General features: G+C 69.7%; 25 protein-coding genes. 10 read left to right on the top strand and 15 right to left on the bottom strand.

From position 1 onward, the window contains the following. Positions 1-39 precede the first annotated feature (39 nt). From D473_RS0101770 to D473_RS0101735, 8 genes are all read left to right on the top strand, one after another. Positions 40-513: a DoxX family protein gene (locus D473_RS0101770; protein ID WP_033352383.1), complete on the top strand. Its 474-nt coding sequence runs from the start codon at positions 40-42 to the stop codon at positions 511-513. A 271-nt stretch (positions 514-784) separates the two neighbouring features. Beyond that, entirely contained in the window at positions 785-1,708 is a 924-nt protein-coding gene (locus tag D473_RS0101765; RefSeq protein ID WP_017607376.1) for a trypsin-like serine peptidase, read from the top strand. Beyond that, positions 1,698-3,182, top strand: a complete 1,485-nt coding sequence (locus D473_RS0101760; protein WP_017607375.1) for a hypothetical protein — start codon at positions 1,698-1,700, stop codon at positions 3,180-3,182. Before D473_RS0101765 ends, D473_RS0101760 begins: the two co-directional genes overlap by 11 nt. 34 nt (positions 3,183-3,216) lie before the next feature. Further along, the gene (locus D473_RS0101755; RefSeq protein ID WP_017607374.1) at positions 3,217-4,380 is read left to right on the top strand and encodes an AAA family ATPase; all 1,164 of its coding nucleotides are present in this window, start codon (positions 3,217-3,219) and stop codon (positions 4,378-4,380) included. Further along, the gene (locus tag D473_RS23995) at positions 4,377-6,023 is read left to right on the top strand and encodes an SAV_2336 N-terminal domain-related protein (RefSeq protein WP_051042918.1); all 1,647 of its coding nucleotides are present in this window, start codon (positions 4,377-4,379) and stop codon (positions 6,021-6,023) included. Before D473_RS0101755 ends, D473_RS23995 begins: the two co-directional genes overlap by 4 nt. Positions 6,024-6,044: 21 nt before the next feature. After that, entirely contained in the window at positions 6,045-6,383 is a 339-nt protein-coding gene (locus D473_RS0101745) for a CU044_2847 family protein (protein ID WP_017607373.1), read from the top strand. Positions 6,384-6,436: 53 nt separating this feature from the next. Further along, positions 6,437-7,114 (top strand): response regulator transcription factor, encoded by a 678-nt coding sequence (locus tag D473_RS0101740; protein ID WP_017607372.1) that lies wholly within the window; start codon positions 6,437-6,439, stop codon positions 7,112-7,114. Between the two features lie 3 nt (positions 7,115-7,117). Then, positions 7,118-8,503 (top strand): sensor histidine kinase, encoded by a 1,386-nt coding sequence (locus D473_RS0101735; protein ID WP_017607371.1) that lies wholly within the window; start codon positions 7,118-7,120, stop codon positions 8,501-8,503. Between the two features lie 29 nt (positions 8,504-8,532). On the opposite strand, the gene D473_RS0101730 is transcribed toward D473_RS0101735, so the two are convergent. Beyond that, positions 8,533-9,234, bottom strand: coding sequence for a TetR/AcrR family transcriptional regulator (locus tag D473_RS0101730; protein ID WP_026126503.1), 702 nt, complete (start codon positions 9,232-9,234; stop codon positions 8,533-8,535). 49 nt (positions 9,235-9,283) lie between these two features. On the opposite strand from D473_RS0101730, the gene D473_RS0101725 reads away from it, so the two are divergent. Next, positions 9,284-10,147: a CPBP family intramembrane glutamic endopeptidase gene (locus D473_RS0101725; protein ID WP_017607369.1), complete on the top strand. Its 864-nt coding sequence runs from the start codon at positions 9,284-9,286 to the stop codon at positions 10,145-10,147. A 34-nt stretch (positions 10,148-10,181) separates the two neighbouring features. On the opposite strand, the gene D473_RS0101720 is transcribed toward D473_RS0101725, so the two are convergent. After that, a complete protein-coding gene (locus tag D473_RS0101720) occupies positions 10,182-11,129 on the bottom strand; it encodes a TAXI family TRAP transporter solute-binding subunit (protein ID WP_017607368.1) in 948 nt (315 codons plus the stop codon). 258 nt (positions 11,130-11,387) lie between these two features. On the opposite strand from D473_RS0101720, the gene D473_RS0101715 reads away from it, so the two are divergent. Further along, complete coding sequence (locus D473_RS0101715) at positions 11,388-12,950, top strand: SLC13 family permease (protein ID WP_017607367.1); 1,563 nt, start codon at positions 11,388-11,390, stop codon at positions 12,948-12,950. Between the two features lie 69 nt (positions 12,951-13,019). On the opposite strand, the gene mnhG is transcribed toward D473_RS0101715, so the two are convergent. The 13 genes from mnhG to D473_RS0101650 all read right to left on the bottom strand — a co-directional run bounded on the left by mnhG (position 13,020) and on the right by D473_RS0101650 (position 24,524). Beyond that, positions 13,020-13,403 carry a monovalent cation/H(+) antiporter subunit G gene (gene mnhG, locus D473_RS0101710; protein ID WP_017607366.1) on the bottom strand — a complete coding sequence of 128 codons (384 nt, stop codon included), beginning with the start codon at positions 13,401-13,403 and terminating at the stop codon, positions 13,020-13,022. Beyond that, positions 13,400-13,657: a monovalent cation/H+ antiporter complex subunit F gene (locus D473_RS0101705; RefSeq protein WP_017607365.1), complete on the bottom strand. Its 258-nt coding sequence runs from the start codon at positions 13,655-13,657 to the stop codon at positions 13,400-13,402. The genes mnhG and D473_RS0101705 overlap by 4 nt, the downstream gene beginning before the upstream one ends. Further along, positions 13,654-14,055, bottom strand: coding sequence for a Na+/H+ antiporter subunit E (locus tag D473_RS0101700; RefSeq protein WP_017607364.1), 402 nt, complete (start codon positions 14,053-14,055; stop codon positions 13,654-13,656). The genes D473_RS0101705 and D473_RS0101700 overlap by 4 nt, the downstream gene beginning before the upstream one ends. Further along, entirely contained in the window at positions 14,052-14,672 is a 621-nt protein-coding gene (locus D473_RS0101695; protein ID WP_017607363.1) for a proton-conducting transporter transmembrane domain-containing protein, read from the bottom strand. The genes D473_RS0101700 and D473_RS0101695 overlap by 4 nt, the downstream gene beginning before the upstream one ends. Beyond that, on the bottom strand, positions 14,669-14,977 hold the full coding sequence (locus tag D473_RS0101690) for a sodium:proton antiporter (RefSeq protein WP_017607362.1): 309 nt from the start codon (positions 14,975-14,977) through the stop codon (positions 14,669-14,671). Before D473_RS0101690 ends, D473_RS0101695 begins: the two co-directional genes overlap by 4 nt. After that, entirely contained in the window at positions 14,974-17,859 is a 2,886-nt protein-coding gene (locus D473_RS0101685; protein ID WP_017607361.1) for a DUF4040 family protein, read from the bottom strand. The genes D473_RS0101690 and D473_RS0101685 overlap by 4 nt, the downstream gene beginning before the upstream one ends. A 519-nt stretch (positions 17,860-18,378) precedes the next feature. After that, positions 18,379-18,762 carry a cation:proton antiporter gene (locus D473_RS0101680; RefSeq protein WP_017607360.1) on the bottom strand — a complete coding sequence of 128 codons (384 nt, stop codon included), beginning with the start codon at positions 18,760-18,762 and terminating at the stop codon, positions 18,379-18,381. Then, the gene (locus tag D473_RS0101675; protein ID WP_017607359.1) at positions 18,759-19,016 is read right to left on the bottom strand and encodes a monovalent cation/H+ antiporter complex subunit F; all 258 of its coding nucleotides are present in this window, start codon (positions 19,014-19,016) and stop codon (positions 18,759-18,761) included. The genes D473_RS0101680 and D473_RS0101675 overlap by 4 nt, the downstream gene beginning before the upstream one ends. Continuing rightward, complete coding sequence (locus tag D473_RS0101670; RefSeq protein ID WP_017607358.1) at positions 19,016-19,411, bottom strand: Na+/H+ antiporter subunit E; 396 nt, start codon at positions 19,409-19,411, stop codon at positions 19,016-19,018. The genes D473_RS0101675 and D473_RS0101670 overlap by 1 nt, the downstream gene beginning before the upstream one ends. Continuing rightward, complete coding sequence (locus D473_RS0101665) at positions 19,408-20,925, bottom strand: monovalent cation/H+ antiporter subunit D family protein (RefSeq protein WP_017607357.1); 1,518 nt, start codon at positions 20,923-20,925, stop codon at positions 19,408-19,410. Before D473_RS0101665 ends, D473_RS0101670 begins: the two co-directional genes overlap by 4 nt. Then, complete coding sequence (locus D473_RS0101660) at positions 20,922-21,230, bottom strand: sodium:proton antiporter (protein WP_017607356.1); 309 nt, start codon at positions 21,228-21,230, stop codon at positions 20,922-20,924. Before D473_RS0101660 ends, D473_RS0101665 begins: the two co-directional genes overlap by 4 nt. Further along, entirely contained in the window at positions 21,227-24,136 is a 2,910-nt protein-coding gene (locus D473_RS0101655; protein ID WP_017607355.1) for a DUF4040 family protein, read from the bottom strand. Before D473_RS0101655 ends, D473_RS0101660 begins: the two co-directional genes overlap by 4 nt. Before the next feature lie 178 nt (positions 24,137-24,314). After that, positions 24,315-24,524 carry a hypothetical protein gene (locus D473_RS0101650; RefSeq protein ID WP_017607354.1) on the bottom strand — a complete coding sequence of 70 codons (210 nt, stop codon included), beginning with the start codon at positions 24,522-24,524 and terminating at the stop codon, positions 24,315-24,317. Positions 24,525-24,545: the final 21 nt, after the last annotated feature.

Here is a 24,545-nt window from a genome sequence, read left to right as displayed (position 1 = left end):
GCGTCCCAGGTAGAGCCCGACCACGAAGCAGGAGAACCGATGTCTCGACGTCCGCTCATGTCCAAGCTCCACGACGTCACCGCTCTGGCCGCCCGCGCCGTCGTCGGTGTCGTCCTCATCGCCCACGGTCTGCCCAAGGCCACCGACACCGGCGGTACCGCCGCGGGCTTCGAGGCCATGGGCATCCCCGCACCCGAGGTCGCTGCGCTCGTCGGCGCCGTGATCGAGGTGGGCTTCGGTGCCGCGCTCATCATCGGCCTCCTGCTCCCGGTCACCGGCGTCGTCCTGCTCGCGATGATGGGCTCCGCCATCGCCTTCGCACACGTGGGGGACCCCCTCGTCGGCGGTTACGAACTCCCGATGGTCCTGGGGCTGACCGCCCTCGCCCTCGGGTTCTCCGGCGGTCGTCTCGCGCTGGACAGCCTGCTGCCGCTGCCTTGGAACGAGCGCCGTGCGCAGAAGGACGGGACCCCGGCCGAAGAAAGCGGAACCAAGGACTCCCTCTCCGTGTGAACGAGCAGGAGCCGAATGTTCCGAGAGCCGCGCACCGAACCCGGTGCGCGGCCTCTTATTTTTCTTTCACCCCATGAGAAACAATGGCCACAGGTATCACCATTAATTCGCGAGATAAATCCTCGTTCTGTCGACTCCGGATGGTGGTCTCGGGGGATTTTGGGGGTAAATACGTAGAGTCGAAGCCAATAAACGCCATGTTGTTTGGATCCGGTGTTCTGGGACCGTCCCCCCATTTCCCGGGTGCCCAACCTCCGACAACGGGAGCGTCGTGTCCGCATCCGCCCACCACAACAGCACACCCGACTGGCAGTTCAGGATCACCGACCGGGACGGCGGAGTCCTCCACGGGGCCGCGGTACTGGTCTCACCCGACCACGTTCTCACCTGCGCCCACGTCGTGCGCGCCGCGGCCGGAGAGGACGGTCCCGGGGCCCGAGTACGCCTCGACGCGCCCCGGCACAGCGACACCTGGCACACCCGGGCCGCGGTCGTCGAGGGCGGATGGTGGTGGGACGAAGGGCCGGCGTGGGACGCCGCCCTCCTGCGCCTGGACGGCCCTGCTCCGGCAGTGCCCGCGCCGATCGGCACACCCGGCCCGCACATCCCGCACGGGCACCCGGTGCACATCCTCGGATTCCCCCACGCCCCCGCCGGCCGCTGGCTCACCGGACTCGTGCGCGGCGCCGGCGGCGCACGCCCCGAATACGTCCAGATCGACGTCGACCCATCGGCCCCTGTCGCCGTCACCCGCGGGTTCAGCGGCAGCGGTGTGCGCAGCAACGACGGCACTCTCCTCGGTATCGTGCGGGAAGCCGGCGCAGAGGGACGGCTGGCCTGGATGGTCCCGGTGACGGCCGTCCCCGGGCTGAGGCCCGGACCGAGAGCCGCGCCGGGGCTCGACCACGAACAACTGCACGCACTCGCCGTGGCCGTCTCCGACCTGGAGACCATCGTCTCCCGCGAGGTCCGCGCCCTCTTCGTCAGCGCACTCGACCCCCGGCTGCGCCGCAGGATCGACGCCGCGGCCGTCCCGGCCGTCTTCTCCCACGACCTGGTCCTACGGGCCCACCGCGACTACGAGGTCCTCGACGAGGTCCTGGACCAACTGGCCGCGTGGGAGGAGGCCAGCGCACCCATGCGGCGTGTCCAGGAGGCCGCCGCCCCCTTGTTGAGGGGGTGCGGTGACACCTGAGGACCGCGAGAGCCTTGTCGACGCCTTCTGCGAGGTCGCCTACGTACAGGACCGGGAGGGCCAGAGCGACCTGCTGAGCTGCCTGCCCCTGCGCATCCGCCGGGAGGTCGGCACCGGCCCGGTCTACCGCTTCGCCCTGCGCCTCATCGCCGCGTGCGAGACCCAGGGGGCCCTGCTGCCGCTGGTGCGCTGGGTCCTGCGCAAGGACGCGCGCAGTGTCGCCGCCGAGGCCCTGGCGGCCGAGGCGGCCCCCTACGTCCGCGAGGCCGAGGACACCGTGCTGGGGCCCGTCCTCGTCGACACCGCCACCGCCGGGGCCGCCACCGTCGGCGGGGACCTCACCACCGTCCGAGCCGAACTCACCCGGCTGCCCTGCGAACCCGGTGTGCGCGGCAGTTACCGGTCGATCCGCGCCGATCACGTCGGCAAGGGCGGGGGACTGCCGCCCCCGGAAACCGCCTGGGAGGCGCTGGTCAACCTCGCCCTGCTGCCCGCTTTCGCCGACCCTTCCCCGGCCGCCCGCTTCTGCGCCTGGCTCGCCCAGGCCTATCCCGCCCTGGCCTGCGCCGACCTCCTCGGCCAGTGGGGCGGCACCGGCGCCGTCGACCCCGTGCCCGCGCCCCCGCCCGAGGACCTGCCCGCGCGCCTGGTGGTCCGTGTCAGCCGCAGCTGCCGGGAGAGCTACGACCTGGAGAGCTGGTCGGTGCTCAGCGACGGCCGCGGCGGCCCGCCCGACTTCACCGAGCACTGGATGGACCGGGACGTGGCAGGAGAGGAGGTCAGCGTCCGCGTCGGCTCCCGGCTCGACCTCATGCTCGCCGATTCCCGCGCCGCCCACCACGGCAGCACCCGCGTGGAGCTCGTGACCTCCCTCGACCTCATGGCCGAGGCCGTCGCCGAACGCTGGCAGAACGGCCGCACGCGCCAAGGGCAGTCCCTGGGCGAACGCGCCGAGGTCGTCTACCGCGACGAGGCCCTCCTCGACAGGCGGGACCCCGAGGTCAGAAGTGCGCAGAAACGTTTCTCACAGAGGTGGGCCGGGCTTTTTCGCGAGGGTCGTGCCTCCGTTTTCGACCTCTTCCACACGGCGGACATGAATGAGAGACTGATCGCCAAAAGAATCGATGACGACACAGTCATCGGGATATCCGTTCCGCATGGTCTCGGCGAGGCCTTTCTGAGCGTGGCTCTGGCGGTGAGAAGCGGTGTTCCGGTGATCATCTGGCATTGCGGGGACGGTCCCCGACCGGTCGGTTCCTGGCTGAGTCCGGTGCAGATGGAACGTGAGGTGACGGTGTCCTCCGATGACATGACCGAGTTGCCCGCCGCCCTCCTGAGCTCCCGGTCGGGGCGCGTGTCGCCCACTGATTACGGGTACATCGAGAGCAGCTCCGAGATCGCGGTCATCTACCACGACACCCTGCCGGTCCTGCCCCCTCCGCCCCCACCGATGTCCCACCGAAGCATCCAGTAGCCCGCGTCGGGCGCGGTTCGAAGGACAACCCTCCATGACCACACCAGCCGAACCAGGATCGACCGATCCCGTGCCGGACGTGCCGGAGTGGTGGATCTTCCACGGTACGGGCCATCCCCGCCCGTACCTGGACCTGCTCACCCAGCTGCCGCCCCCGCCCCAGTGGCGGACTTTCGGTGGGCGCCCCGACCGCAGCGAACCACCCCACGACGAGAGCAGCGGACGCTACCTGGGGCCGGCGCGTACCCGGGGTTTCGCCATCCCCTTGGGGCCCGAGCGCAAGGATCTGCTCGACAAGGTCAATGCCGCCATCCACCTGCGGCGCCCCCTGCTGTTGGTGGGCCCGCCCGGGGTCGGCAAGTCCAGTCTGGCCCATCAGATCTCCCGCGAACTACGGCTGGGGCGTGTGTTGCGTTGGCCCGTGACGAGCCGGTCCACGGTCCGCGACGGGCTCTACTCCTACGACCCGCTCACCCAGATCCACGACCTGAACCTGGAGAACGCCCGCGCCCGGATCACCGGCGCCGAGGACCCGGGGGGTTCGGAGGACCGAGGGGGTTCGCGGAGCCAGGAGGGAGCCGAGGGGCGGCCCGGCACCAGCGCCCGTTCCATCGGCCGTTACCTCACCCTCGGCCCCCTGGGTACGGCGTTCCTGCCTGCCCGGCTGCCGCGGGTGCTGCTCGTCGACGACTTCGACCTGGGCGACTTCGACCTCTCCGGTGACCTGCTCGACCTGTTCGAGAGCGGCGGGTTCCACGTGCCGGAGCTGGCACGGTTGGCCGGGGTGGCCGAGAGGATCGTGGTAGCCACGGACGATCCCGGGCGTTCGGTCTCCGTCGAACGCGGCCGTGTCCTGTGCTCGGCTTTCCCCATCGTGGTGCTGACCTGCAACAACGATCGTGACTTACCGCCCGCGTTCATGCGCCGCTGCATCCCCGTGCGGATGGGCCTGCCCCGGGAGGAGGAACTCCTGGCCGCGGTCGCCGGACACTTCGACGGCAACCTCCCCACCGGTACCCGGGACCTGGTCACCAAGTTCCTCGACGCGGGTGTGCACGGCGACCAGCTGGCCCTCGACCAGCTCCTCAACGCCGTGCACCTGGTCGGACAGCTCGATCACGGCGACGGTCCCACCTCCGAGCAGGTGGACCGCCTGGCCGAACTCCTCTGGCACCGGCTCACGGAACCCCCCGGATGAGCGGCGGCCGGCAGGGCCCCTCGTTGGCCGAGTACGGCCTGGACGCCACCGACCTCGCCGACGCCGTCCATCTGGCCGCCGTCATGAAACAGGCCGCGGACGGCACCTCGCAGCTGAGTTACGGCCACCTGTCCCATCTGCCCTTCACCGAGCCCCTGCCAACCGATCCAGGGGACCGGGGGCCCGAGCCGGAGCACGACGCGAACACGGAACCCGAGCGTCAGGAGGAATCCCCTCGCGAAGAGGTGCCCGATCCGCTGCGGGCCGCCACCGTCGCCCCCCTCGACGACCCCGTCCACCACCTCGACGACCGCTCCGCCCTCCTGTCGGCCTTCAGCCTCTTCAACCTCAAGCTCCCCCAGGGACGTGCCGATCACCTCGACCTCATCGACACCGCGCGCAACTACGCCCGCGCGCTCCTGGACACCGCCCACTGGGGCGCCGGGGAGCGCCGCTCCGCCGGGGTCCCGGTCCTGCCCGCCCTTCGACGCGGCGCCCACCGGGCCGTCCGCCTCACCCTGGTCGTCGACACCGGCGTGTCCATGCTCTTCCAGCGGGGTGTGGCCGACGAACTCACCCGGCTCCTGCGCCGCAGCGGCATCTTCCACGCCGTGGACCTGCTCGGGTTCGACTCCCACCGGCAGGGCGCGCCCCTGCTCGTCGGCCCGGACGGGCGTCCCCGGCACCTGCGGCCCGCCGGGCACAACGGCCCGCACGTCACATTGATCGTCACCGACGGGCTCGGCACGGCCTGGGGGGACACCGGGTTCCAGTCCTGGATCGCCCGAGCCGCCCGGGGCGGGGCGGTGGCCGTGCTCCACCTGCTGCGTCCACAACTGTGGCAGCGCGGGTCGATCCGCACGGTGCCCACCCGTATCCGCGCCTCCTGGCCGGCGAGCCCGGCCGGGCCCAACACCGGCTACGTGCGCGAACGCATCCGCTCGGACACGGGCGGGGAGGAACGGCCCCGCGGCACGCTCGTCCCCGTACTGCCGATGCGCGCCGCCGCCCTGCACGCCTGGGCTTCCTTCACGATGGTGCGGAACCGCTCGCGCCTGTGGGTGCACGCCGCCGAGTACCCCGATTCCGGGGCCCGCCCCACCCCCTCCCCGCCCGAGAACGAAGAGGGCGTTCTGCCCGAGGAGGAGGCGGTGCTGCGGTTCCGGCGCACCGCGAGCCCGGAGGCCTTCGAACTGGCCGTGGCCCTGGCGGCGGTCCCGCTGCACCCGGCCGTGGTCTCCGAGGTGTGCCGGGACGTGCTGGGCCGTGCCTCGCCCTCCGAACTCACCGAGGTCTTCTTCAGCGGTCTGGTGCGCCTGGCCGAAGGGGTCCTGGAGGAGGACCCGCTCGAAGAGGTCCGGTGGGACTTCCGCTCCGGCGTACGGGCCAGGCTGCTTGCGCTGGGTGGGCAGGTGCCCGAGATCCGCCGGATGCTGCGCCTGGCCGTGCGGGTCCTGGACGGCCGCGATCCCTGGTTCGACGACCTCGCCCGCATGCTCGACGGCGAGCACGTGGGCATCCCCGCGGCCGGGTCGGGGGCGCGGGTGTGGGTCGAGGCGATGCTGCCCGCGGTCGAGAGCGGCGCCGTCGCACGCCGCTACCGCGCACCCGTCGACGTGTACGCGCGCACCCTGCGCGGATGACGCCAGGAAGGAGTCGGGCCGATGGCACGAGTCGTACGTTTCCGTATCGGTGACCAGGAACCCGGTGATGACGAGGTGTACGTGGAGGTCGACGGCGATCCCGACGGCACCGAACTCGTCTCCGGAGGAGACCGGGTCGAGGAGGCGCTCGGCACCCTCACCGAACGGCTCTCCTCCGTGCGCCGCGCCGTGGGCGCCACGCTGGACGAGCTCGGTACCTCACTCGGCCCCGACGTGATCCGGGTCACCGTCGGGGTGAAACTCAGGGCCGAGGCCGGCGCGATCATCGCCCGCTCCTCCGCCGAGGGCAACCTGCGCGTCCAGATGGAATGGGACCGCCGGGACGAGACCGACACCTGAGACCACCCGCCACCCCCTCCGGCGTCCACCGGAGGTCGCCGAGTCTGCCTACCATGCTGCTCATGCGCATTCTCGTGGTGGAGGACGACGACCGGGTCGCACGCGGGCTGGTGACCGCACTGCGGTCCGCCTCGTTCGACGTTCAACGGGTGGCCACCGCCGAACGCGCCCTCACCGCCCCGCCCGCCGACGTCGTCCTGCTCGACCTCGGGCTACCCGACGCCGACGGCATCGATCTGCTGCGCCGGCTCCGCAACCGCCCCCAGACCGCGATCATCGCCGTCACCGCGCGCGGGGAGGAACGGGACCGGGTACGGGGGCTGCGTGCCGGCGCCGACGACTACGTGGTCAAACCCTTCGGGGTGGCCGAACTCCTGGCCCGCGTCGAAGCCGTCCTGCGCCGCACCCGCCCCGCCCGCGCCGAACCCGAGGAGGCCGAGCCGCCGGTGCGTGTGGGCGAAGTGGTCGTGCACCCCGATTCCCGGGAGGCGACCGTGGCCGGGGAGCCCGTGCGCCTGACCCGCAAGGAGTTCGACCTGCTGGTCCTGCTCGCCGGACGCTCACCCTCGGTCGTGGCCCGCGACCAGATTCTCGACCAGGTGTGGGGCACCGCATGGGAGGCCTCCTCGCGCACCCTCGACACCCATGTCGCGTCGCTGCGCGGCAAACTCGGCGACTCGGTGCGCATCCGCACGCTGCGGGGCGTCGGTTACGTCCTCGACGGGGCCTGACCCGTGCTGCGGCGCCTGCTCGTCATCCTCGTTCCCTCCGCCGTCGTCCTGGTCATGGCGGTCCTGGTGCCGTTGGGCACGATGATCGCCCAGCAGTACACCCAGGAGTCCTACGTCGACCGCACCGGCGATGCCGGACGGTTCGCCTCCCTGGCCCAGAGCGCCCTGGACGCCGAACGTCTGACCGCCCTCGACCAGGAGCTCGAGCGCTACCACGACCTGTACGAGACCCCCGTGATCGTGGTCGCACCCGACGGTGGGATCGTCACCGGGTCCCGGGACACCGACGGACTCGCCGGCCTGCTCGACTCCCTGCCCCTGGACGGACAGGTGCGCACCGCCCTGGCCGGCGAACGGCCTTCACCCCCGAACACCGTGTGGCCGTGGACCGATGAGCCCCTCGTCGTCGTCGAACCCGTCGGCCGCGACAGCGAGGTCGCCGGTGCCGTCGTCCTGGTCTCGCCCACCGACCGCCTCGGTTCGGAAGTGCTCGAGGCCTGGGTCTGGACCGCCCTGACCGCGCTGGTACCGCTGGCACTGCTCGTGGCCGCGGCACTGCCGCTGTCCCGTTGGGTGCTGCGACCGATCCGGCGCCTGGACGAGGCAACCGAGTCGGTCTCCGCCGGCGACCTGGAAGTGAGCGTGGACGCCGAACGCGGACCACCGGAGCTGCGCGACCTCACCTACTCCTTCAACACGATGGTCTCGGTGGTCCGGGGTGCCCTCGAACGCCAGCGCGCGTTCGTCTCCGAGGCCTCGCACCAGCTGCGGAACCCGCTGGCGAGCCTGCGCCTGGCGGTGGAGAACCTCGCACCGCACCTGCGCACCGAGGAGGCCCGCGAGGCCCACGCGATCGCCGTGGACGAGACCACCGCCATGCACCGCATGCTCAACTCGCTGCTGGCCGCGACCCGGCTGGAGAGCATCACCGGTTCCGAACCCGTGGACGTGCCAGAGGTCCTGTGCACCCGCGTCGAACGCTGGCGCGCGCTGGGCGACTCGCGCGGCATCGAGGTCGACACCGACGTCCCCGACGGCCTCCGCGCGCTCGCGCCCGCGGGCGGCCTCGGCAGCATCCTCGACGAGCTGGTCAGCAACGCGACCCGTCTTTCGGGCGGCACCCGGATCGTGGTGCGCGCCCGCGAGGGCGACCCTGTGCACCTGTGGGTGCTCGACGACGGCCAGGGCCTGCCCGAGGACGAGCACGAGTCCGCACTCCACCGGTTCTGGCGCTCCTCCCGCCACCAGAACACCGAGGGCACGGGTCTGGGCCTGGCCATCGTCGCCGACCTCGTGCGCGACAGCGGCGGTCGCCTCACCCTCACCGACGGCATCGGCGAGGGCGACCGTCCCGGCCTCGGCGTCCTCATCGAACTCCCGCCCGCCTGAGGGAGAGCGCTGTGCGGGTGTGGGCCCGTTCAGCCCCGTGGCCGCTCCTCCTGGGTGGCGTGTCGTGCGCCGATCCCCTCGACGACCAGATCGAGGACCTGGTCGAAGTAGGTGTGCTTCATGGCACGCGCGTCCGGTTCGGAGACGGCGGTGGCGACCGCACGCTCGTGCTCGCGCGAGGCGTGCGTCTTCGTGTTCCGCATGGCGACAGTGGACGTGGCTGCGCCGATGATCTGGTTCGACACCGCACGGATCGCGACGGCCTGCTGTTCCTCGTCTCCGCCGAGACCGTGGATCGCGTCGACGATCCGCCTGCCCAGAGTGACCGCGTTCGGGCCGATCAGTGGCCTGGAGCCGGCGAACTCCGCCGCCCAGGTGTGGGCGGTCAGCGCCGCGTAGTAGCGACGGGCGGTCTCCTTGATCGCGGTCTCCGGGGGCGCGTCCGGGGCCGGGAGCTCCGCTGCGGCCTCGGCCAGGATCTCGTCCACGGCCAGGTCGACGAGGTCCTCCCGCCTCTTGACGTACCAGTACAGGCTCGTCGCGTGCACACCGAGCTCGGTCGCGACCTTGCGCATCGTCAGTGCTCGGGCCCCGTCCCGGTCGAGCAGGGCGATCGTCGCCTCGACGATGAGTTCGCGGCTGAGGGAGGGCTGGGAGCGGCGGCGCTCCGGCCGGTGGAAGACGCTGTCGAACTGCTGGTCGGATCCCGGGTCAGTCATGCTAGACAGCATAAGTAGTCCTACGTTGTTGGATTCTCACCAACGGTGTATGTTGATACTCATGATCAACGAAACCTCCACCGAACAACCGCACACCTCCTCCCTCCCGGCGGCTTCGGACCCCTCGCGCACGACGGCCGCCGCCCCCCACGGCCTCACCGCGTTCCTCGGGATCGCCTTCGCCTTCTCCTGGACCGCGTGGTGGGCCGGCCCCCATCTGATCCCCGCGGACGACCCCATGCCGTTCGTCGTCCTCGGCGGGTTCGGTCCGATGGCCGCCGCGATCGCGGTCACCGCCGCCACGCAGGGCTGGGCCGGGACCCGTTCCCTCTTCCGGCGGTACTCGATCGGGCGCCGTGGCGGTCCCGTGCCCTACCTGATCGCGGCCCTCGCCCTCCTGGCCATCGCGGCCTCCGCGGCGTTGCCCGTGTACACGGGCAACGTGACGCCGGACCGGGATGTCCTGAACGCGGCACTGATGACCGTGCCCGTCCAGTTCCTGGCCATCGCACTGGCCGGTGGCGGCAATGAGGAACTGGGATGGCGTGGGTTCGCGCAGCCCCGGCTCCAGGGCGCGCTCCCGCCGCTGGCGGCGAACCTGGTCCTCGGCATGGTCTGGGCGGTGTGGCACGCCCCCTTGTTCGCCTTGGACGGCACCGTGCAGTCGGAGATGTCCTTTCCCGCCTACACCCTGCTCTGCGTCGGCCTCACCTTCGTCCTCGGGCACGTCTTCAACTCCGCCCGTGGCGGTGTCCTCGCCGCGGTCCTCGCCCACGCCGCGATCAACGTCCTGGCAGGGCTGAAGGTGGCGGTCGTGGGAGACCCGGCCGGAGCGCTCGAGGTCACCTTCGTCCTCGTCATCGGGGCGGTGCTCGCCCTCGCCACCCGAGGCCGTCTCGGACTGCGCCGGCCCTGGGTGTACTGACCACGGCGGCCCTTCCGGCCGTTCGCGGCCGGTCTCAGGCCGGTTTGTCCTCGCGGTACCACTCGGCCGCGCCGGGGTGCAGGGGAACGGCACCGGTGGAGATCCCTGTGCGCACGTTGATCTGCGCGGCTTCGGGCCGCTGCTCGGCGAGCGCGTCCGCGCCGCGGTACAAGGAATCGGTGATCCGGGAGACGAGCGGGTCGGGCAGGTCGGCGCGGCACAGCAGCAGGTTGGGGATGGACACCGTGGGGCAGGCCGGGAGGCCGACGTAGGTGGTGGCGGGGATGTTCGCGGGCAAGTAGGTGTCCGGGTAGAGCCCAGCCATGAGACGGGCGGTCCCGGACAGGTCGATCAACCGCACCTCGTGGTCCTCGGCGAGGCCCGCGATGGCGGGGGTGGGCAGTCCGGTCAGGGAGAACATCGCGTCGATCTCACCGGCGGCGAGCGCCTGGGCCGAGGAGGCCTGGTCCAGCCGCACGGTGTCGGCGTCGATCCCGGTCTCGTCGAGGATCTGCCCGACCGTGAACTCGGTTCCGGAGTTGATCTCGCCGATCGAGACCGGCCGCCCCGACAGGTCCTCGACGGAGCGCACCGGGGAGTCGCCCATGACGACCAAGTGCACGAAGCTGTCGTAGAGGCGTCCGACTGCGCTGATGCCGTTGCCCTCGGCCACCCCGGTGGAGAGCACCGAGTCGATATTGGCCAGCCCCAGATGCGCCTCCGAGTCCTCCAACAGCACCAGGTTGTCGTGCGAGGCGCCGGTCTCGACCGGGACGACCTCGGTTCCGTCGAGTTCGTCGTCGAGCAGCATCGCGATCCGTGCCCCGATCTCCCGGTAGACCGCGCCGGGCGGGCCGGTGGCCACGACCAACTCGTCGATACCCGAGGCCGGCTCGCGTGTGCATCCGCTCACCCCGACGGCGGCGGCACAACCGGCGAGGGTCAGGAGCGCGTCACGGCGGGTCGGTCCACTCAGGTGCATAGCTGCAGCTTAGGCACGGTCCCCGGGGCAGCTCACCGGTGCGTCCGGTGTCACGAGGTGTCCCAGATCACTCACCATGCGTGGCGCTATGTCAGGGGAATCCCAAGTCTTCTGCAGTTGCGTTGCACACATCATCACCCAGTAACCAGGATCACAGGGTCAGAAAGAGGTAACTCGAAGGAAACCGCCGGGAAACCGATGGTTCCACTCGGGCCGCAGCAGGGGAGTCCCGCGAGCTCCCCCGTGACAGGAGGCTTCATGGCGACCCAGACCCGGGCCGAGGTGCCGGAGGCATCATCGTCCACACAGGAGGGGCAGCCGAGCAGCGGCGGTTGGCCCCGGTCGAAGCTGATCGGGCTCGTTCTCGGGCCGCTGCTGGCCGTGATCGTGTACGCCCTTCTGCCCGAGATGCCCATGGAGCTCGGAGACGGGGAGACCACTCTTTCCGCCAATGGTTCGGCGGTCGCGGCCGTCACGGCGTGGATCGCGGTCTGGTGGGCCACCGAAGCCATCCCGATCCCGGCGACCTCGCTGTTGCCGTTGGTGCTCTTCCCGGTCCTGCTCGACGGTGTTGCCGTGGGTGATGTCGCACCCTCCTACGGCTCCGACACCATCTTCCTGTTCATGGGCGGGTTCATGCTCGCCCTCGCGATGCAGAAATGGAACCTCCACAAGCGCATCGCCCTGACGATCGTGTCCAAGGTCGGTTCCAACACGGCGGGCCTGGTCGGCGGTTTCATGATCGCCACCGGTTTCATCTCGATGTGGGTCAGCAACACCGCGACCGCCGTGATGATGCTGCCCGTCGGCCTGTCGGTGATCACCGTCATCGCGCAGTTCCGCAACGGCCGCACCGACGTCAAATTCGCGACCGCCCTGATGCTCGGTATCGCCTATTCGGCTTCCATCGGCTCGGTGGCCACCCTCATCGGGACCCCGCCGAACGTGCTCATGGTGGGTTATCTCAACGACGTCCACGGCATGTCCATCGGGTTCGGCCAGTGGATGCTGGTCGGCGCCCCGCTGGCGGCCGTGTTCCTGTTCATCGCCTGGTTCGTTCTGGTCAAGTTCTGCTTCCGCCCCGAGGTCAAGAAGGTCGAGGGCGCACAGGAACTGATCCACGGCGAACTGCAGAAGATGGGCCGGATGGGGCGCGGCGAGAAGCTCGTGCTGATGGTGTTCGCCGTCGCGGCCTTCTCCTGGATCTTCATCCCGATGCTGGCCGACACCGAGCTGATCGGCGGCGCACTGCCGTGGCTGGCCGGTATCGAGGACGCCGTCGTGGCCATGTACGTGGCCGTGGCCCTCTTCCTCATCCCGGTGGACCGCCACACCCGGATCCTCGACTGGGACACCGCCGTCAAACTGCCCTGGGGCATCCTCCTGCTCTTCGGCGGTGGGCTGGCCCTCTCCGCCCAGTTCACCGAGACCGGCCTGAGCGAGTGGATCGGCGGCCAGGTCTCCGTGCTCGCCGGCGTGCCCACATGGGTGCTCGTCCTCGCCGTCGCGGGGCTGGTCCTGGTCCTGACCGAGCTCACCAGCAATACCGCCACCGCGGCCACGTTCCTGCCCATCCTGGGCGGCGTCGCCGTCGGTATGGACGTCGACGTCCTCGTGCTCATCCTCCCCGCGGTGCTGGCCGCCACCATGGCCTTCATGCTCCCGGTCGCCACCCCGCCCAACGCGATCGCCTTCGGCTCCGGGTACGTCAACATCGGACAGATGCTCAAGGGCGGTATCTGGCTCAACCTGATCGCGCTGTTCCTGATCCTGGGCACCATGTACGGTCTCGTCGGTTGGGCCCTCGGCGTGAGCCTCTGACGAACGGCACGCGAGCACGACGCGGCGCCGCCGGACGGATGGGTCCGGCGGCGCCGCGTTCCCGTCGCCTCAGAGGTCGCCGTCGGGCCGGGAGTAGCCCGGGTGCTCCTGCCCTGCCTGTTCGTCGAGCTCCACGACCAGGTCGTCGAAGCGGGTCTCCTCCGCCTGCGGGGCTCCGGTCAGGTACCCCGCGCGGGCCATGGCCGATCCGCCCACGGCACTCGTGGCCAACTGGATCACCAGGGCCAGGCCGACCTTGAGCGCGTTGCCGAGCGACGGTTGCTGCAACAGCAGCCCGATGAGGATCAGGGCCGGGCCGAACGCACCGGAGATCGTCACACCGTTCAGGCGCGAGTACAGGTCCGGAAGCCGCAGCAATCCGATCGCGCCGACCAGGAAGGCCAGGGCACCGGCGAGTACGAGCAGGTCGCCGATGATCTCGGTGAGGGTCATCGTTTCCCTCCTGCGGTCAGACGGGCCAGGGAGATCGCGGCGAGGAAACCCACGAGGGTGCAGACCACCACGATGTCCACCAGCAGTACGGTCTCCAGACGGATACCGAGGATCGCGACCAGGAGCACGAACCCGTAGAAGACCATGTCCGAGCCGGTTCCCCTGTCGGCCCCGGTCGGGCCGCGCAGGACCCGGAAGGTCGCGATGATCATGGAGACCACCACTGCCGCCAGGGCGATGTCGATGATGCTCATAGGCGTTGTCCCCCTTCGTCCCGTTCCAGGTCCTCCGCTCGGGGCGGCTTCCCCGCGGGCCGGGTCGCCCGCAGCAGCCGGTCCTCCATGGCGTGTACGTAACGCACGGTCGAACCGTGGCTGTGGGTGTACATCGAGTACACCCACACCGTGGCCGGGTCCTGCCGGGCCGCCACGGTCAGGGAGCCCGGTGTGAGCGAGACCAGGTTGGCCAGCGTCGAGACCTCGAAGTCGGTGCGGCACCGCAGCGGCACCTCCACGAAGGCCGCCGAGATCCGGCTTCCGGGGGTGAGGATCTCCCACCCCACGCGCAGTGACCCGGTGAGCAGGTCGTAGGCCAGGTAGACGGGAATCCAGAGGATGCCCAGGATCCAGTTCAGGACGCTCTTGACCGTCATCCGAGCACCGCCTCGACGTAGGTGGACGTTTCCAGGAGGTTCGCGGCCACCGTGGAACTCAGGTCCAGTGGGAGGGCCGCGCCCAGGCCGATGCCCAGGGCCGTGGCGGCCGACACCACACAGGGCACCAGCATCGCCGTGGGGACCCTGGGGCGGACAAGCACCGCGGTGGAGCCCTCCTCGCAGTGCGACTCGTTCACGGGACGCTCGACCTCGGGTTCCTCGCTCCAGAAGACGCTGCCCCAGAGCGTGAGCATCGACATCAGGGTGATGAGGCCGACGGCCACCGCGATCACCGCGATGATCCACTCCCCGGCCAACCGGCCCGGGTTCACCGTGCCGGCGGCCCCGTAGACCAGCGCCACACCGGCGAGGAAGACCGTCGAGGTCAGAAGGCCGACCGTCACGTAGATGCGGCCGGACCGCAGACGGCGCAGCGTACCGAGCACGGCCGGTATCCCGTACGCGGGGACCAGTATGACCTCGATGAACACGAACATGTTGGACAGGTCACCGGTCATCAGTGCGCCCGCCACACCCACGGACAGCACCAGCGCCAGGAACCGCGCGGCCGTCGACGGCGCGGCGACCACGAGGGGCAGGAGCGCTGCGCTCACGGGGCGCCCCCGGTGTCGTCGTCCCTACCGGTGGCGGCAAGGGTGAGCATGTAGACGGTGATCGAGAAGGTGATGACGATCGCCGTCAGGACGAAGGCCTGCGGAAGAGGGTCGGAGGCCACATCGGCGGGGTTGTAACCGATCAAGGGTTGAGCCCTGCGGAAGATGCCCCCGGCCGACATGAGCATCAGGTTCACCGAATGCCCCAACATGACGAAACCCAGGATGATCCGGACCAGGCCCCGTTGGAGCATCAGGAAGACCGCCCCGAAGGTCAGGACACCGATCGTGATGGCGAGAGTCAACGTGTGCCTCCGTTCCGGACGGTGTCGAGCGGGTCCTCGGGGTGATCGCCCGGGTCCTTCTCGGGGGTGCTCGCGGGGGGTTGATCCGGTGCGGTCCCCATGACGCCCAGCGTCGAGTCACCGGGCCTGGACTCCTCCAGCCCGAGCTGGTTGAGGGCGGTGAGGACGACACCGACCACCGCCAGGTAGACACCGGCCTCGAAGACCAACGCGGTCGTCAGGTGCAGGGAGCCGCCCCACGGAAGGGCGAGCTCGGTGTGCAGCGGTTTGAGGAAGGAGCCGTCGACGTAGCCGAGGACCCCGGAGGAGATCGCGGTGAGGATCCCGGCCCCGATGAACATCGGGTAGGCGAGTTGGATCCGGGCCACGGAGGCGCTGGGCGCGGCCAGGTAGACCAGGGCGAACCCGGCACCGGCGACCAGGCCGCCGACGAAGCCGCCGCCGACGTCGGTGTGGCCGCGCACCATGAGGTAGATCGACCAGACCACGATCAGTGGCAGCAGCACGTGGCCGACCGCACGCATGATCATCGTGTTGTCGTCCGCGTCGTAGGCGGCGCTGCGCCGGCTGACCACGACCCAGCGGGAACCGTGCGAGGGCAGCAGGCCGCTGGAGTTGAGCACTGCGATGATGATGATCCCGGCCACGCCCAGGACGACGAGTTCGCCCAGGGTGTCGAAGGCGCGGTAGTCGACGAGGACCGTGTTGACGACGTTGGTGCCGCCGGTGTCCTCCTCGGAGTGGTTCAGGAAGTACCGGCCGGAGTCGGAGATGTCGCGGCGCCCGGTCAGGAAGTAGGTCCCCAGCGCCGCCGAGACACCCGCGACCGCCGCGATCAATGCGGTCAGCGCCGTGCGGGTCCGCGGGACCGGGTGGAACCGCCTGGGGAGCCGGCGCAGCACCAGGGCCGCGATGACCACGGTCAGGATCTCCACGACGAGCTGGGTGAGGGCCACGTCGTAGGCGCCGAGCAGGAACAGCCACAGCGCGGTGGTGAACCCGGCGACACCCACCATGACGAGCCCGGCCATGCGAGAGTCCGTCACGGCGGCGCCGATGACGGCGACGGTGGCCAGCGCGACGAGCGGCCAGTCGAGCGGATGGGTGGTGTCGCCGTACTGGTCGGGCACTTCGATACCGGCCCCGGCGACCACCCCGGCCAACGCGGTCAGTACCAGGAGGGGCATGACCAGGTGGCGGGTGGGCGAGTCGGAGCGGGTGAGGCCGCTGATGCGGCGTCCGAGGCCGATCACCCCGTCGTGGAGGGCCTCGAAGACGGTGGGACCGTTCGCCGGGAACAGGGCGCGTCCGGCCAGGTGCTCACCGGAGGCGGTCCACCGGATCAGGAGCGCACCGAACCCGATGGCGGCCAGCGACATGAACAGGTCGACCGAGAACCCGTGCCACAGGGACAGTTCGGCCGGATAGTACGCGCCGGTGGTATCGACGGCGCCACGTTCCCCGAGCTGGTTCAGGATGGGTACGGCCAACCCCAGGGCGAGCCCGGCGACACCGGCCACCGCGGGGCCGGCGAGGAAGCCCGGGTCGGCCTCGCGCACGTCGGTACTGCCCCGGGGCGTGCCCCAGAACGTGCCGTACGCGAACCGGAACGAGTAGGCGAAGGTGAAGGCCGACGCCAGGACCGCCGCCGCGGCCGCCACCGGCCCGGCCCAGACCGGACCGGGTGCCTCCAACAGCCCCTTGAAGATGTTCTCCTTGGTCACGAAGCCCAGCAGCGGCGGGATGCCCGCCATGGACAGTGCCGCAAGGGCCGTCACTCCGGCCGAGACCGGCATGAGGCGGGCCAGGCCGCCGAGTTCGCGCAGGTCGCGGCTGCCGGCCTCGTGGTCGATGACGCCGGCCATCATGAACAGCGCGGCCTTGAAGAGCGCGTGCGCGAGTGTGTGCACGGTCGCCGCGATGAGCGCGGCCTCTTTGCCCACACCGATCACCGCGACGAGCAGGCCGAGCTGGCTCACGGTCGAGTAGGCGGCCAGGCGTTTGAGGTCGTGCTGTTGCAGTGCGAAGACCGCGCCGATGACGGCTGTGATCAGACCGGTGGTGATCAGGGCCGCGTTCCACACCGCAAGGTCGGAGAAGGCCGGGGTGAAACGCATCAGGAGGTAGATGCCGGCCTTGACCATGGCCGCGGCGTGCAGATAGGCGCTGACCGGTGTGCCGGCCGCCATGGCGTCGGGCAGCCAGTAATGGAACGGGAACTGCGCGGACTTGGTGAAGGCGGCCACGACGATCAGCAGGGCGATGGTCGTGGCGAAGGCCGGGTCCTGGGACCACACCGGATCGGCGAGGATCTCGCTCAACCGGGTCGTTCCCACGCGCAGAGCCATGAGGACGGCCGCGGTCAGAAGTGCGAGGCCCCCCAATGCGGTGATGAGGAAGGTGCGGATGGCCGGCCGGCTCGCACCCGGCCCCGAGAGTCCGATGAGGTAGAAGGACGTGATGGTCGTGAGTTCCCAGAAGACGTAGAGCAGTACGACGTCGTCGGCCAGCACCAGTCCCGTCATCGAGAACGCGAACAGGGTCATCAGGAAGTAGAAACCCAGTCGGCGACCGGGTGGGAAGTACCGGGTGGAGTAGGCCATGATCAGCCCGCCCACACCGGTGATCAGCAAGGTGAACAACCAACCGACGCCGTCCATGCGCAGGCTCAGCCCGACACCGATCTGCGGCATCCACGGCAGGACGGACTCGGGGGTGTGCCCGTCGGCGAGCACGCTCGGGGCCAGAGCCAGCACGCCCCCTGCCAGAGCCAGCAGGACGGCCGCGAGCAGCCATCCCGCGTCGCGCCCGAGGAGGCGATCGGCCAAGGGCGTGCCGATCACGGCGGCGGCGAGGACCAGAAGCAGTATCAGCAGTACCACGCCACCGTCATTTCATAATGAGGGGCTTCCACCTAGGCGACACAGCGCGCAGAGGAGACCTGGGGTACATGTCGACATTCACCCTTTTGGTTTGTCGTGTGCTCTTGTCGTGGATCGATTCTGGAGGAAGGGTGGACGTGGTGCTTCGTCCCGGCCCGGGCCGGAGCTGCGGGTGATTCCGGCGGCCGGAAGGGGCTGGGCGGGTGCTCGTGGCAGCGTCGCCGTCGAAAAGCGCTCAGACGCGCAGGCTGCGTCCGTACCTGGGGGAACACAGTCGTGATGCTCGGGCTCGATGCGGTGACGGGGGAGTCCGGTGCGAGCGGTGGTGGATGCGCCCGTATGTGTCAATGGCCGTATCAACGGTTGACCGGATATTTATGCCTCTGATGCGGTTTGGCAGGGGACCGCGCTACCCCTTTATGAGGCGTCTGGTCCGGCCATATTCGGTAGTGAAAAACCCCTTGCCACCCGTCGGTGGGTGACAAGGGGTTCTGGTTCACGGGCTCTGCGCCCGGTTCCCTAGGCCTTTCCGTTCTCGTCCGGGGCGTCCTCCGAACGCTCCGCAGAGCGCTGTCGGCCGGCCTCCTCGAGGTCGTCGAAGGCGGTCGCCTCCGTGGGCGGGGTACCGGTCAGGTATCCGGCCCGCGCCATGGCGTTGCCACCGATCGCAGCCGTGGCGAGCTGGATCAGCAGAGCCAATGCGATCTTCCAGGCGTTCTCCAGCGTCGGGTAGTCCAGGAAAAGCCCCAAGAAGATGAGTGCGGGCGCCAGACCGGCAGTGATCGTGACGCCACTGAGCCGTGCGTAGAAGTCGCGCAGCCGCAGCAGCCCGAACGCCCCGACCACGAACACCAGGGAACCGGCGATCATGCACGCCATGCTGGCGATCTCCAACGGTGTCATCGTTTACCTCCGGAGATCAGACGGGCGACGGACAGGGCGGTCAGGAAACCGACCAGCGCGCACACCAGCACGATGTCCACGACGAGGTCGGTGCGGAGACGGAAACCGAGCAGCGCGACCAGGCTCACGAAGCCGTAGAAGGCCACATCGGCCCCGGCCCCGCGGTCGGCGCTGGAGGGACCGATCAAGATCCTGTACGCGGCGACGGCCATACCGATGATGATGGCCACGATCCCGATGTCGATGGGCTGCATCAGTATTCACCTCGCTCTGTGCTCTCCGCTGTGGCAGGGCGTGTCGGCACACCGGCGCGGGGACGTGTCACGGCGAGCAGGCGGTCCTCCATGTCGTGGATGTCGCTGTGGAAGGAGGCCCGGTCCTCGATGTAGAGACCGTGCACCCACAGGGTGACGGGAGTGTCCTCGCCGACCGCCACCGTCACCGTTCCGGGCGTCAGGGAAATCATGTTGGCCAGCATCGTCGTCTCGAAATCGGTCCGGCAGCGGGTGGGGACCTCCACGAAGGCCGGGGTGGAGGAACTACCGGGGGTCAGGACGTCCCACAGGACCTCCGACGAGGTCTTGACGACCTCGGCGCCGAAGTAGAAGGGGAACCAGAGGGTGCGTAGCACCCACATCACGTAGATCATCCGCCGAGCACCGCCTCGAGGTAGCCGGAAGTGTCCAAAAGACCCTGCGCGGCCTCGGCGCTCAGGGTGAGCAGGACCTGGGCGCCCAACCCGATGCACAGGGTCGTCGCGGTCAGGATCAGGCCGGGCATGAGCACCATCGGGCGCACACGGGCGGCGGTCACGGTGGTGGTGCCGCCCTCGGCCGACGTGGTCCCGCTCCCGTCGTGGTCCGCCTCGTGCGCGGGGTCCTTGCCCCAGAACACACCGCCCCAGATCTTGAGCATCGACATGAGCGTGATGAGGCTGACCACGATCATGATCGCCGCGGCCGCCCACTGCTGGGCGTCGACCGCACCGATGACCAGGGTCAGCTTGGCGACGAAGCCGGAGAAGGGCGGCAGCCCGGCCAGGGACAGCGCCGCGCCCATGAAGACCAGTCCCAGCACGGGCTGGCGCCGGGCGATCCCGCCGAGCCGGTCGAGTGCCCCGGTCCCGTGTGTGTGCTCGATGGCGCCCGTGGACAGGAACAGCGACGCCTTCACGATCATGTGGTGGATGAGGTAGAAGATGCCCGCCATGAGGCCGATCTCGGTGAACAGGGCGACACCCAGCAGGATGTAGCCGATCTGGCTGATCATGTGGAAGACCAGGATCGACCGGGTGGTGTCCTCGCCCACCGCACCCATGACGCCGATGAGCATCGTGGCGCTGAAGACCAGCACGCCGATCCACAAGTAGGTGGAGTCGCCGTCGAAGACCAGCGCGTACAGGCGGTAGATCGCGTAGATGGCCACCTTGGTGTGCAGGCCGGAGAAGAGCGCGGTGACCGCCGGGGAGGCCCGCGGGTAGGTGCGGGCCAGCCAACCGTGCACGGGAACGACGGCGGCCTTGATGCTCAGCGCCAGGATCACCACACCCATGCCGGCGGCGACCACGGGCGACTCGGCGGCCTGCCCGGCCAGCTCACCCAGGTGCACCGTCCCGGTGGCCCCGTAGACCAGCGCGACACCGGCGAGGAAGATCGTCGAGGTCAGCAGGTTGACGGTGACGTAGATCCGTCCCGCCCGGAGCCTCCCGAGCGCCCCGATCATCGCGAGCAGCCCGTAGGAGGGCAGCAGCATGACCTCGATGAACACGAAGAGGTTGAAGAGGTCCCCGGTGAGCAGTGCACCGGACACCCCGGCGTACAGGACCAGCACCAGCGACGGGAAGAACGGGCGTTGGTCGTCGTGGACCGCCGCGGCGAAGGCCGCAGAGACCAGCACCAGCAAGGACGTCGTCCACAGCATGAGGGCGGTGAAGGTGTCGGCGACGAACGGGATGGAGATCCCGTCCTGCCACAGACCGACGTTGTGGGCGAGGACCTGGCCGTCCCGGGTCTGCCACAGCAGGAGGGACGCGGCCGCCAGGCCCAGACCGCTGGGCACCATCATCAGGGTGCTGCGCACCCACATCGGCGGGGTGAACACGGCCATGAGCCCTGCCACGGCCAGTGGCACCCCCACGAAAAGAGGCAGGAGCGCGGGGTTCATGAGGCGTCCTCGGTGTCGTCGTCGCTACCGGAGGCGGCGAGGGTGAGCATGTAGATCACGATGGAGAAGGCGATCACGATGGCAGTGAGCACGAACGCCTGCGGCAACGGGTCGGCCGCCCAATCGGGCGGGTTGATGCCGAGCAGGGGCTGGTCACGGCGGAAGGTGCCGCCGGCCGACATGATCAGCAGGTTCACGGCGTGGCCGAGGAGCAGCAGCCCGAGCACGATGCGGACCATGCCGCGCTGGAGCATCAGGTAGACGCCTCCGGCGACCATGATGGCGATGGTGACTGCGAGGGTCATCGGGCACCTCCGGTGGTGGTCGTGTCCACGCCGACGGCCGTGGCCCCAGTGCCTTCGAGGGAGGGGGCCGTGTCGTCCGGGAACTCACCCTCGGACGTACCTGGAGGCGACGGCGGTGTCGCCGGACGGGCTGTCCCGCCGTTCTCCAGTCCCAACTCGTTCAGGGCGGCCAGCAGCACACCCACAACGGCGAGGTAGACACCGACGTCGAAGATCAGCGCGGTGGTGAAGTGGTAGTAGTCCCCTCCGGGCAGCGGGATCTCGGCGTGCAGCGGCAGCAGGAACGAACCCTCGAAGAAACCGAGCAGGCCCGATCCCAGGGCGACGAGGACGCCGCTTCCGATGATGGCCGGGTAGGCCAGGCGGATGCGCGCGGCCGCGTCACTGGACGCGGCGAGGTAGGTCAGCGCGAACGCCGACCCCCCGACGAGACCGCCGATGAAGCCGCCACCGGGCTCGTTGTGGCCGCGAGCCAAGAGGTACAGCGACCAGATGACGAGAATGGGCAGCAGGAACTTGGCGACCGTGCGCATGAGCACGGTGTTCGGCGCCGACTCGAAGACCGGGTTGGTGACAGGTACTTCCGGTTTCCGTGCCTTGTGCACGGGCAACAGGTCGCTGTTCCTGAGCACCGCGATGATGATGAGCCCGGCCACGCCCAGGACGACGAGTTCGCCCAGGGTGTCGAAGGCGCGGTAGTCGACGAGGATCGTGTTGACGACGTTGTCGCCCCCTGTGTCCTCCGGCGCGTTGCCGAGGAAGTAGTCCGCGGCCGACGAGAGTTCCCGCCGCCCGGTGAACGCGAACGCGGCCGTACCGGCCACCAAGCCGGAGGCGATCGCGATGAGGGCCGTCAGAACGGACCTCTTGCGGGTGACCGGGTGGAAGGTCCGGGGCAGGCGCCGCAGCACCAGCACCGCCACGACCACGGTGAGCACCTCGACGAGCAACTGGGTCAGGGCGACGTCGAACGCGCCCAGGAAGAACAGCCACAGAGCCGTGGTGAACCCGGCCACGCCGATCAGGGCGAGGGCGGCCAGGCGCGAACGGGTGAGCGCAGCGCCCAGGACCGCCACACCCATGAGACCGACCAGGAGCCAGTCCAAGGGGCGGCTGGTCTGGCCGGCGGGGGCTGGAAGATCGATGCCGATCCACAGAACCGCAGCGGCCAGGACGATGGTCATGACGATCGGTGCGCCCAGGTGGAACGCGATCGCGTCGGTGCGGGTCAGGTCGCCGACCCTGCGTCCCGCGCGGATCGTGGCACCGTGGATCCGCTCGAAGACCGAGGGGCCGTCGACCGGCAGCAGCGACCGCCCGGCGTAGGACTCGCCGGAGGCGGTGCGCCACACCAGCAGCACGCCCAGTGCGATGGCCGCGGCCGACATGGCCAGCTCGGGGTTGAACCCGTGCCACAGCAACAGGTGAGCGTCGGCGGCGGTGCCGGTGGTGTCCTGCGCGACCCCGTTGACGAGGGGGTCCAGGACCGGCACGGCCAGGCCCAGGACCACACCGCCGAGCGCGGAGAGGGCGGCCGGGAGCCAGAAGGCAGCGGGGGCCTCGTGCACGTTCTCCTGCGCGGCCCGGCGCTCACCACGCGGTTCGCCGAAGAACGCGCTGTGCACGAATCGGAAGGAGTAGGCGAAAGTGAACGCGGCCGCGCCCACGGCCACCGCTCCGGCGAGGATGCCCGCCCACGGGCCGCCGGAGGCACCCAGGAGCCCGGCGAACAGGTATTCCTTGCTGACGAAGCCCAGCAGCGGCGGGATGCCTGCCATGGACAGCGCGGCCAGGGTCGCGATCGCCGCCGTGACGGGCATGCGACGGGCCAGGCCGCCCAGGTCGCGCAGGTCACGGGTTCCGGCTTCGTGGTCGACCAGACCGACCACCATGAACAGTGCCGACTTGAACAGCGCGTGTGCCACGGTGTGCGCGGCCGCCGCCACCAGGGCCTCCGGGGTCCCGACGCCGATCACGGCGATGAGGAAACCGAGCTGGCTCACGGTCGAGTAGGCGGCCAGGCGCTTGAGGTCGTGCTGTTGCAGTGCGAAGACCGCGCCGATGACGGCTGTGATCAGACCGAACGTGATGAGCGCGGCGTTCCACAGGAACACCTCACCGAAGGCGGACGTGAACCGCATGGCCAGGTAGATGCCGGCCTTGACCATGGCCGCGGCGTGCAGATAGGCGCTGACCGGTGTGCTGGCCGCCATGGCGTCGGGCAGCCAGTAGTGGAACGGGAACTGTGCGGACTTGGTGAAGACCGCGACCACGACCAGGAGCGTGACCAGCACCGTGAACGTGCTGTCCTGGGTCCAGGTCTGGTCGGCCAGGATCGCACTGAGCTGTGTCGTGCCGGTGCGGACCACCAGGAGCACCGCTGCGCCCAGCAGGGCCAGGCCGCCTACCGCGGTGATGAGGAAGGTGCGGATGGCCGGCCGGCTCGCGCCCGGCCCCGAGAGTCCGATGAGGTAGAAGGAGGCGATGGTCGTGAGTTCCCAGAAGACGTAGAGCAGCACGACGTCGTCGGCCAGCACCAGTCCCGTCATCGAGAACGCGAACAGGGTCATCAGGAAGTAGAAACCCAGCCGGCGACCGGGTGGGAAGTACCGGGTGGAGTAGGCCATGATCAGCGCGCCCACGCCCGTGACCAGCAGGGTGAACAACCACCCCAGGGCGTCCATGCGCAGATGGAACTCCACGCCGATTTGCGGCATCCAAGGTACGGAGTAGGTCAGGGCCTCATCGGAGCCGAGGACCTGGGGCGCCTGTGCGGCGATCAGAGCGGTCAGTGCGGCCAGCACGGCCGCGGCGAACCAGCCGGTGTTGCGTCCGAGGACACGTTCCACCAGTGGAATGCTCAGCACCGTCGCCGCGAGCACCAGGATCGAAGTCAGCAGCACCACGCCACTGTCCTTTCACAATTTGTGTCCTCTCCCCAACCGACACAGCGGTCCCACGGGCGGTGGTTACGCGAGGATACGGGAGAGAGGATCGAGGAGAGCCTGGGATCGCGGGGCCGCAGCGCTCACCGGTACACGGGCACAGGTGTGCTGTGTGGGTGTGGCGGGGCGGCCCCTTCGGTCAGTGGAGTCCGGGCGGGCACGCGGCGAGTTCGCCGTGTGCGTTGGTGCCCCAGGACGTCGTGTAACCGTTGGTGCCGAGCGGTAGGCAGTGGCCGACCGGGCACTTCTCGGCCTCGGCGAAGCGGCAGCGCCGCGTCGTGTCGGCGGCGCGCGGGGAGTAGGAAGAGGCGGGCACACGGTGCCTGTCGTGGCTGCGTGTGGCGACCATGGTTCCTCCTCTCCCAGGCCG

Origin of the sequence: Nocardiopsis xinjiangensis YIM 90004 (assembly GCF_000341145.1) — a bacterium.
GTDB lineage: Bacteria > Actinomycetota > Actinomycetes > Streptosporangiales > Streptosporangiaceae > Nocardiopsis > Nocardiopsis xinjiangensis.
This window is presented reverse-complemented; position numbering and strand designations above follow the sequence as displayed.

What these genes read in the sequence shown, in the direction of transcription:
- D473_RS0101770 (WP_033352383.1), top strand. Translation starts at nt 40, where the DNA reads ATGTCTCGACGTCCGCTCATGTCCAAGCTCCACGACGTCACCGCTCTG.
- D473_RS0101755 (WP_017607374.1), top strand. Translation starts at nt 3,217, where the DNA reads ATGACCACACCAGCCGAACCAGGATCGACCGATCCCGTGCCGGACGTG.
- D473_RS23995 (WP_051042918.1), top strand. Translation starts at nt 4,377, where the DNA reads ATGAGCGGCGGCCGGCAGGGCCCCTCGTTGGCCGAGTACGGCCTGGAC.
- D473_RS0101745 (WP_017607373.1), top strand. Translation starts at nt 6,045, where the DNA reads ATGGCACGAGTCGTACGTTTCCGTATCGGTGACCAGGAACCCGGTGAT.
- D473_RS0101740 (WP_017607372.1), top strand. Translation starts at nt 6,437, where the DNA reads ATGCTGCTCATGCGCATTCTCGTGGTGGAGGACGACGACCGGGTCGCA.
- D473_RS0101730 (WP_026126503.1), bottom strand. Translation starts at nt 9,234, where the DNA reads ATGCTGTCTAGCATGACTGACCCGGGATCCGACCAGCAGTTCGACAGC.
- D473_RS0101725 (WP_017607369.1), top strand. Translation starts at nt 9,284, where the DNA reads ATGATCAACGAAACCTCCACCGAACAACCGCACACCTCCTCCCTCCCG.
- D473_RS0101720 (WP_017607368.1), bottom strand. Translation starts at nt 11,129, where the DNA reads ATGCACCTGAGTGGACCGACCCGCCGTGACGCGCTCCTGACCCTCGCC.
- D473_RS0101715 (WP_017607367.1), top strand. Translation starts at nt 11,388, where the DNA reads ATGGCGACCCAGACCCGGGCCGAGGTGCCGGAGGCATCATCGTCCACA.
- mnhG (WP_017607366.1), bottom strand. Translation starts at nt 13,403, where the DNA reads ATGACCCTCACCGAGATCATCGGCGACCTGCTCGTACTCGCCGGTGCC.
- D473_RS0101705 (WP_017607365.1), bottom strand. Translation starts at nt 13,657, where the DNA reads ATGAGCATCATCGACATCGCCCTGGCGGCAGTGGTGGTCTCCATGATC.
- D473_RS0101700 (WP_017607364.1), bottom strand. Translation starts at nt 14,055, where the DNA reads ATGACGGTCAAGAGCGTCCTGAACTGGATCCTGGGCATCCTCTGGATT.
- D473_RS0101680 (WP_017607360.1), bottom strand. Translation starts at nt 18,762, where the DNA reads ATGACACCGTTGGAGATCGCCAGCATGGCGTGCATGATCGCCGGTTCC.
- D473_RS0101675 (WP_017607359.1), bottom strand. Translation starts at nt 19,016, where the DNA reads ATGCAGCCCATCGACATCGGGATCGTGGCCATCATCATCGGTATGGCC.
- D473_RS0101670 (WP_017607358.1), bottom strand. Translation starts at nt 19,411, where the DNA reads ATGATCTACGTGATGTGGGTGCTACGCACCCTCTGGTTCCCCTTCTAC.
- D473_RS0101665 (WP_017607357.1), bottom strand. Translation starts at nt 20,925, where the DNA reads ATGAACCCCGCGCTCCTGCCTCTTTTCGTGGGGGTGCCACTGGCCGTG.
- D473_RS0101660 (WP_017607356.1), bottom strand. Translation starts at nt 21,230, where the DNA reads ATGACCCTCGCAGTCACCATCGCCATCATGGTCGCCGGAGGCGTCTAC.
- D473_RS0101650 (WP_017607354.1), bottom strand. Translation starts at nt 24,524, where the DNA reads ATGGTCGCCACACGCAGCCACGACAGGCACCGTGTGCCCGCCTCTTCC.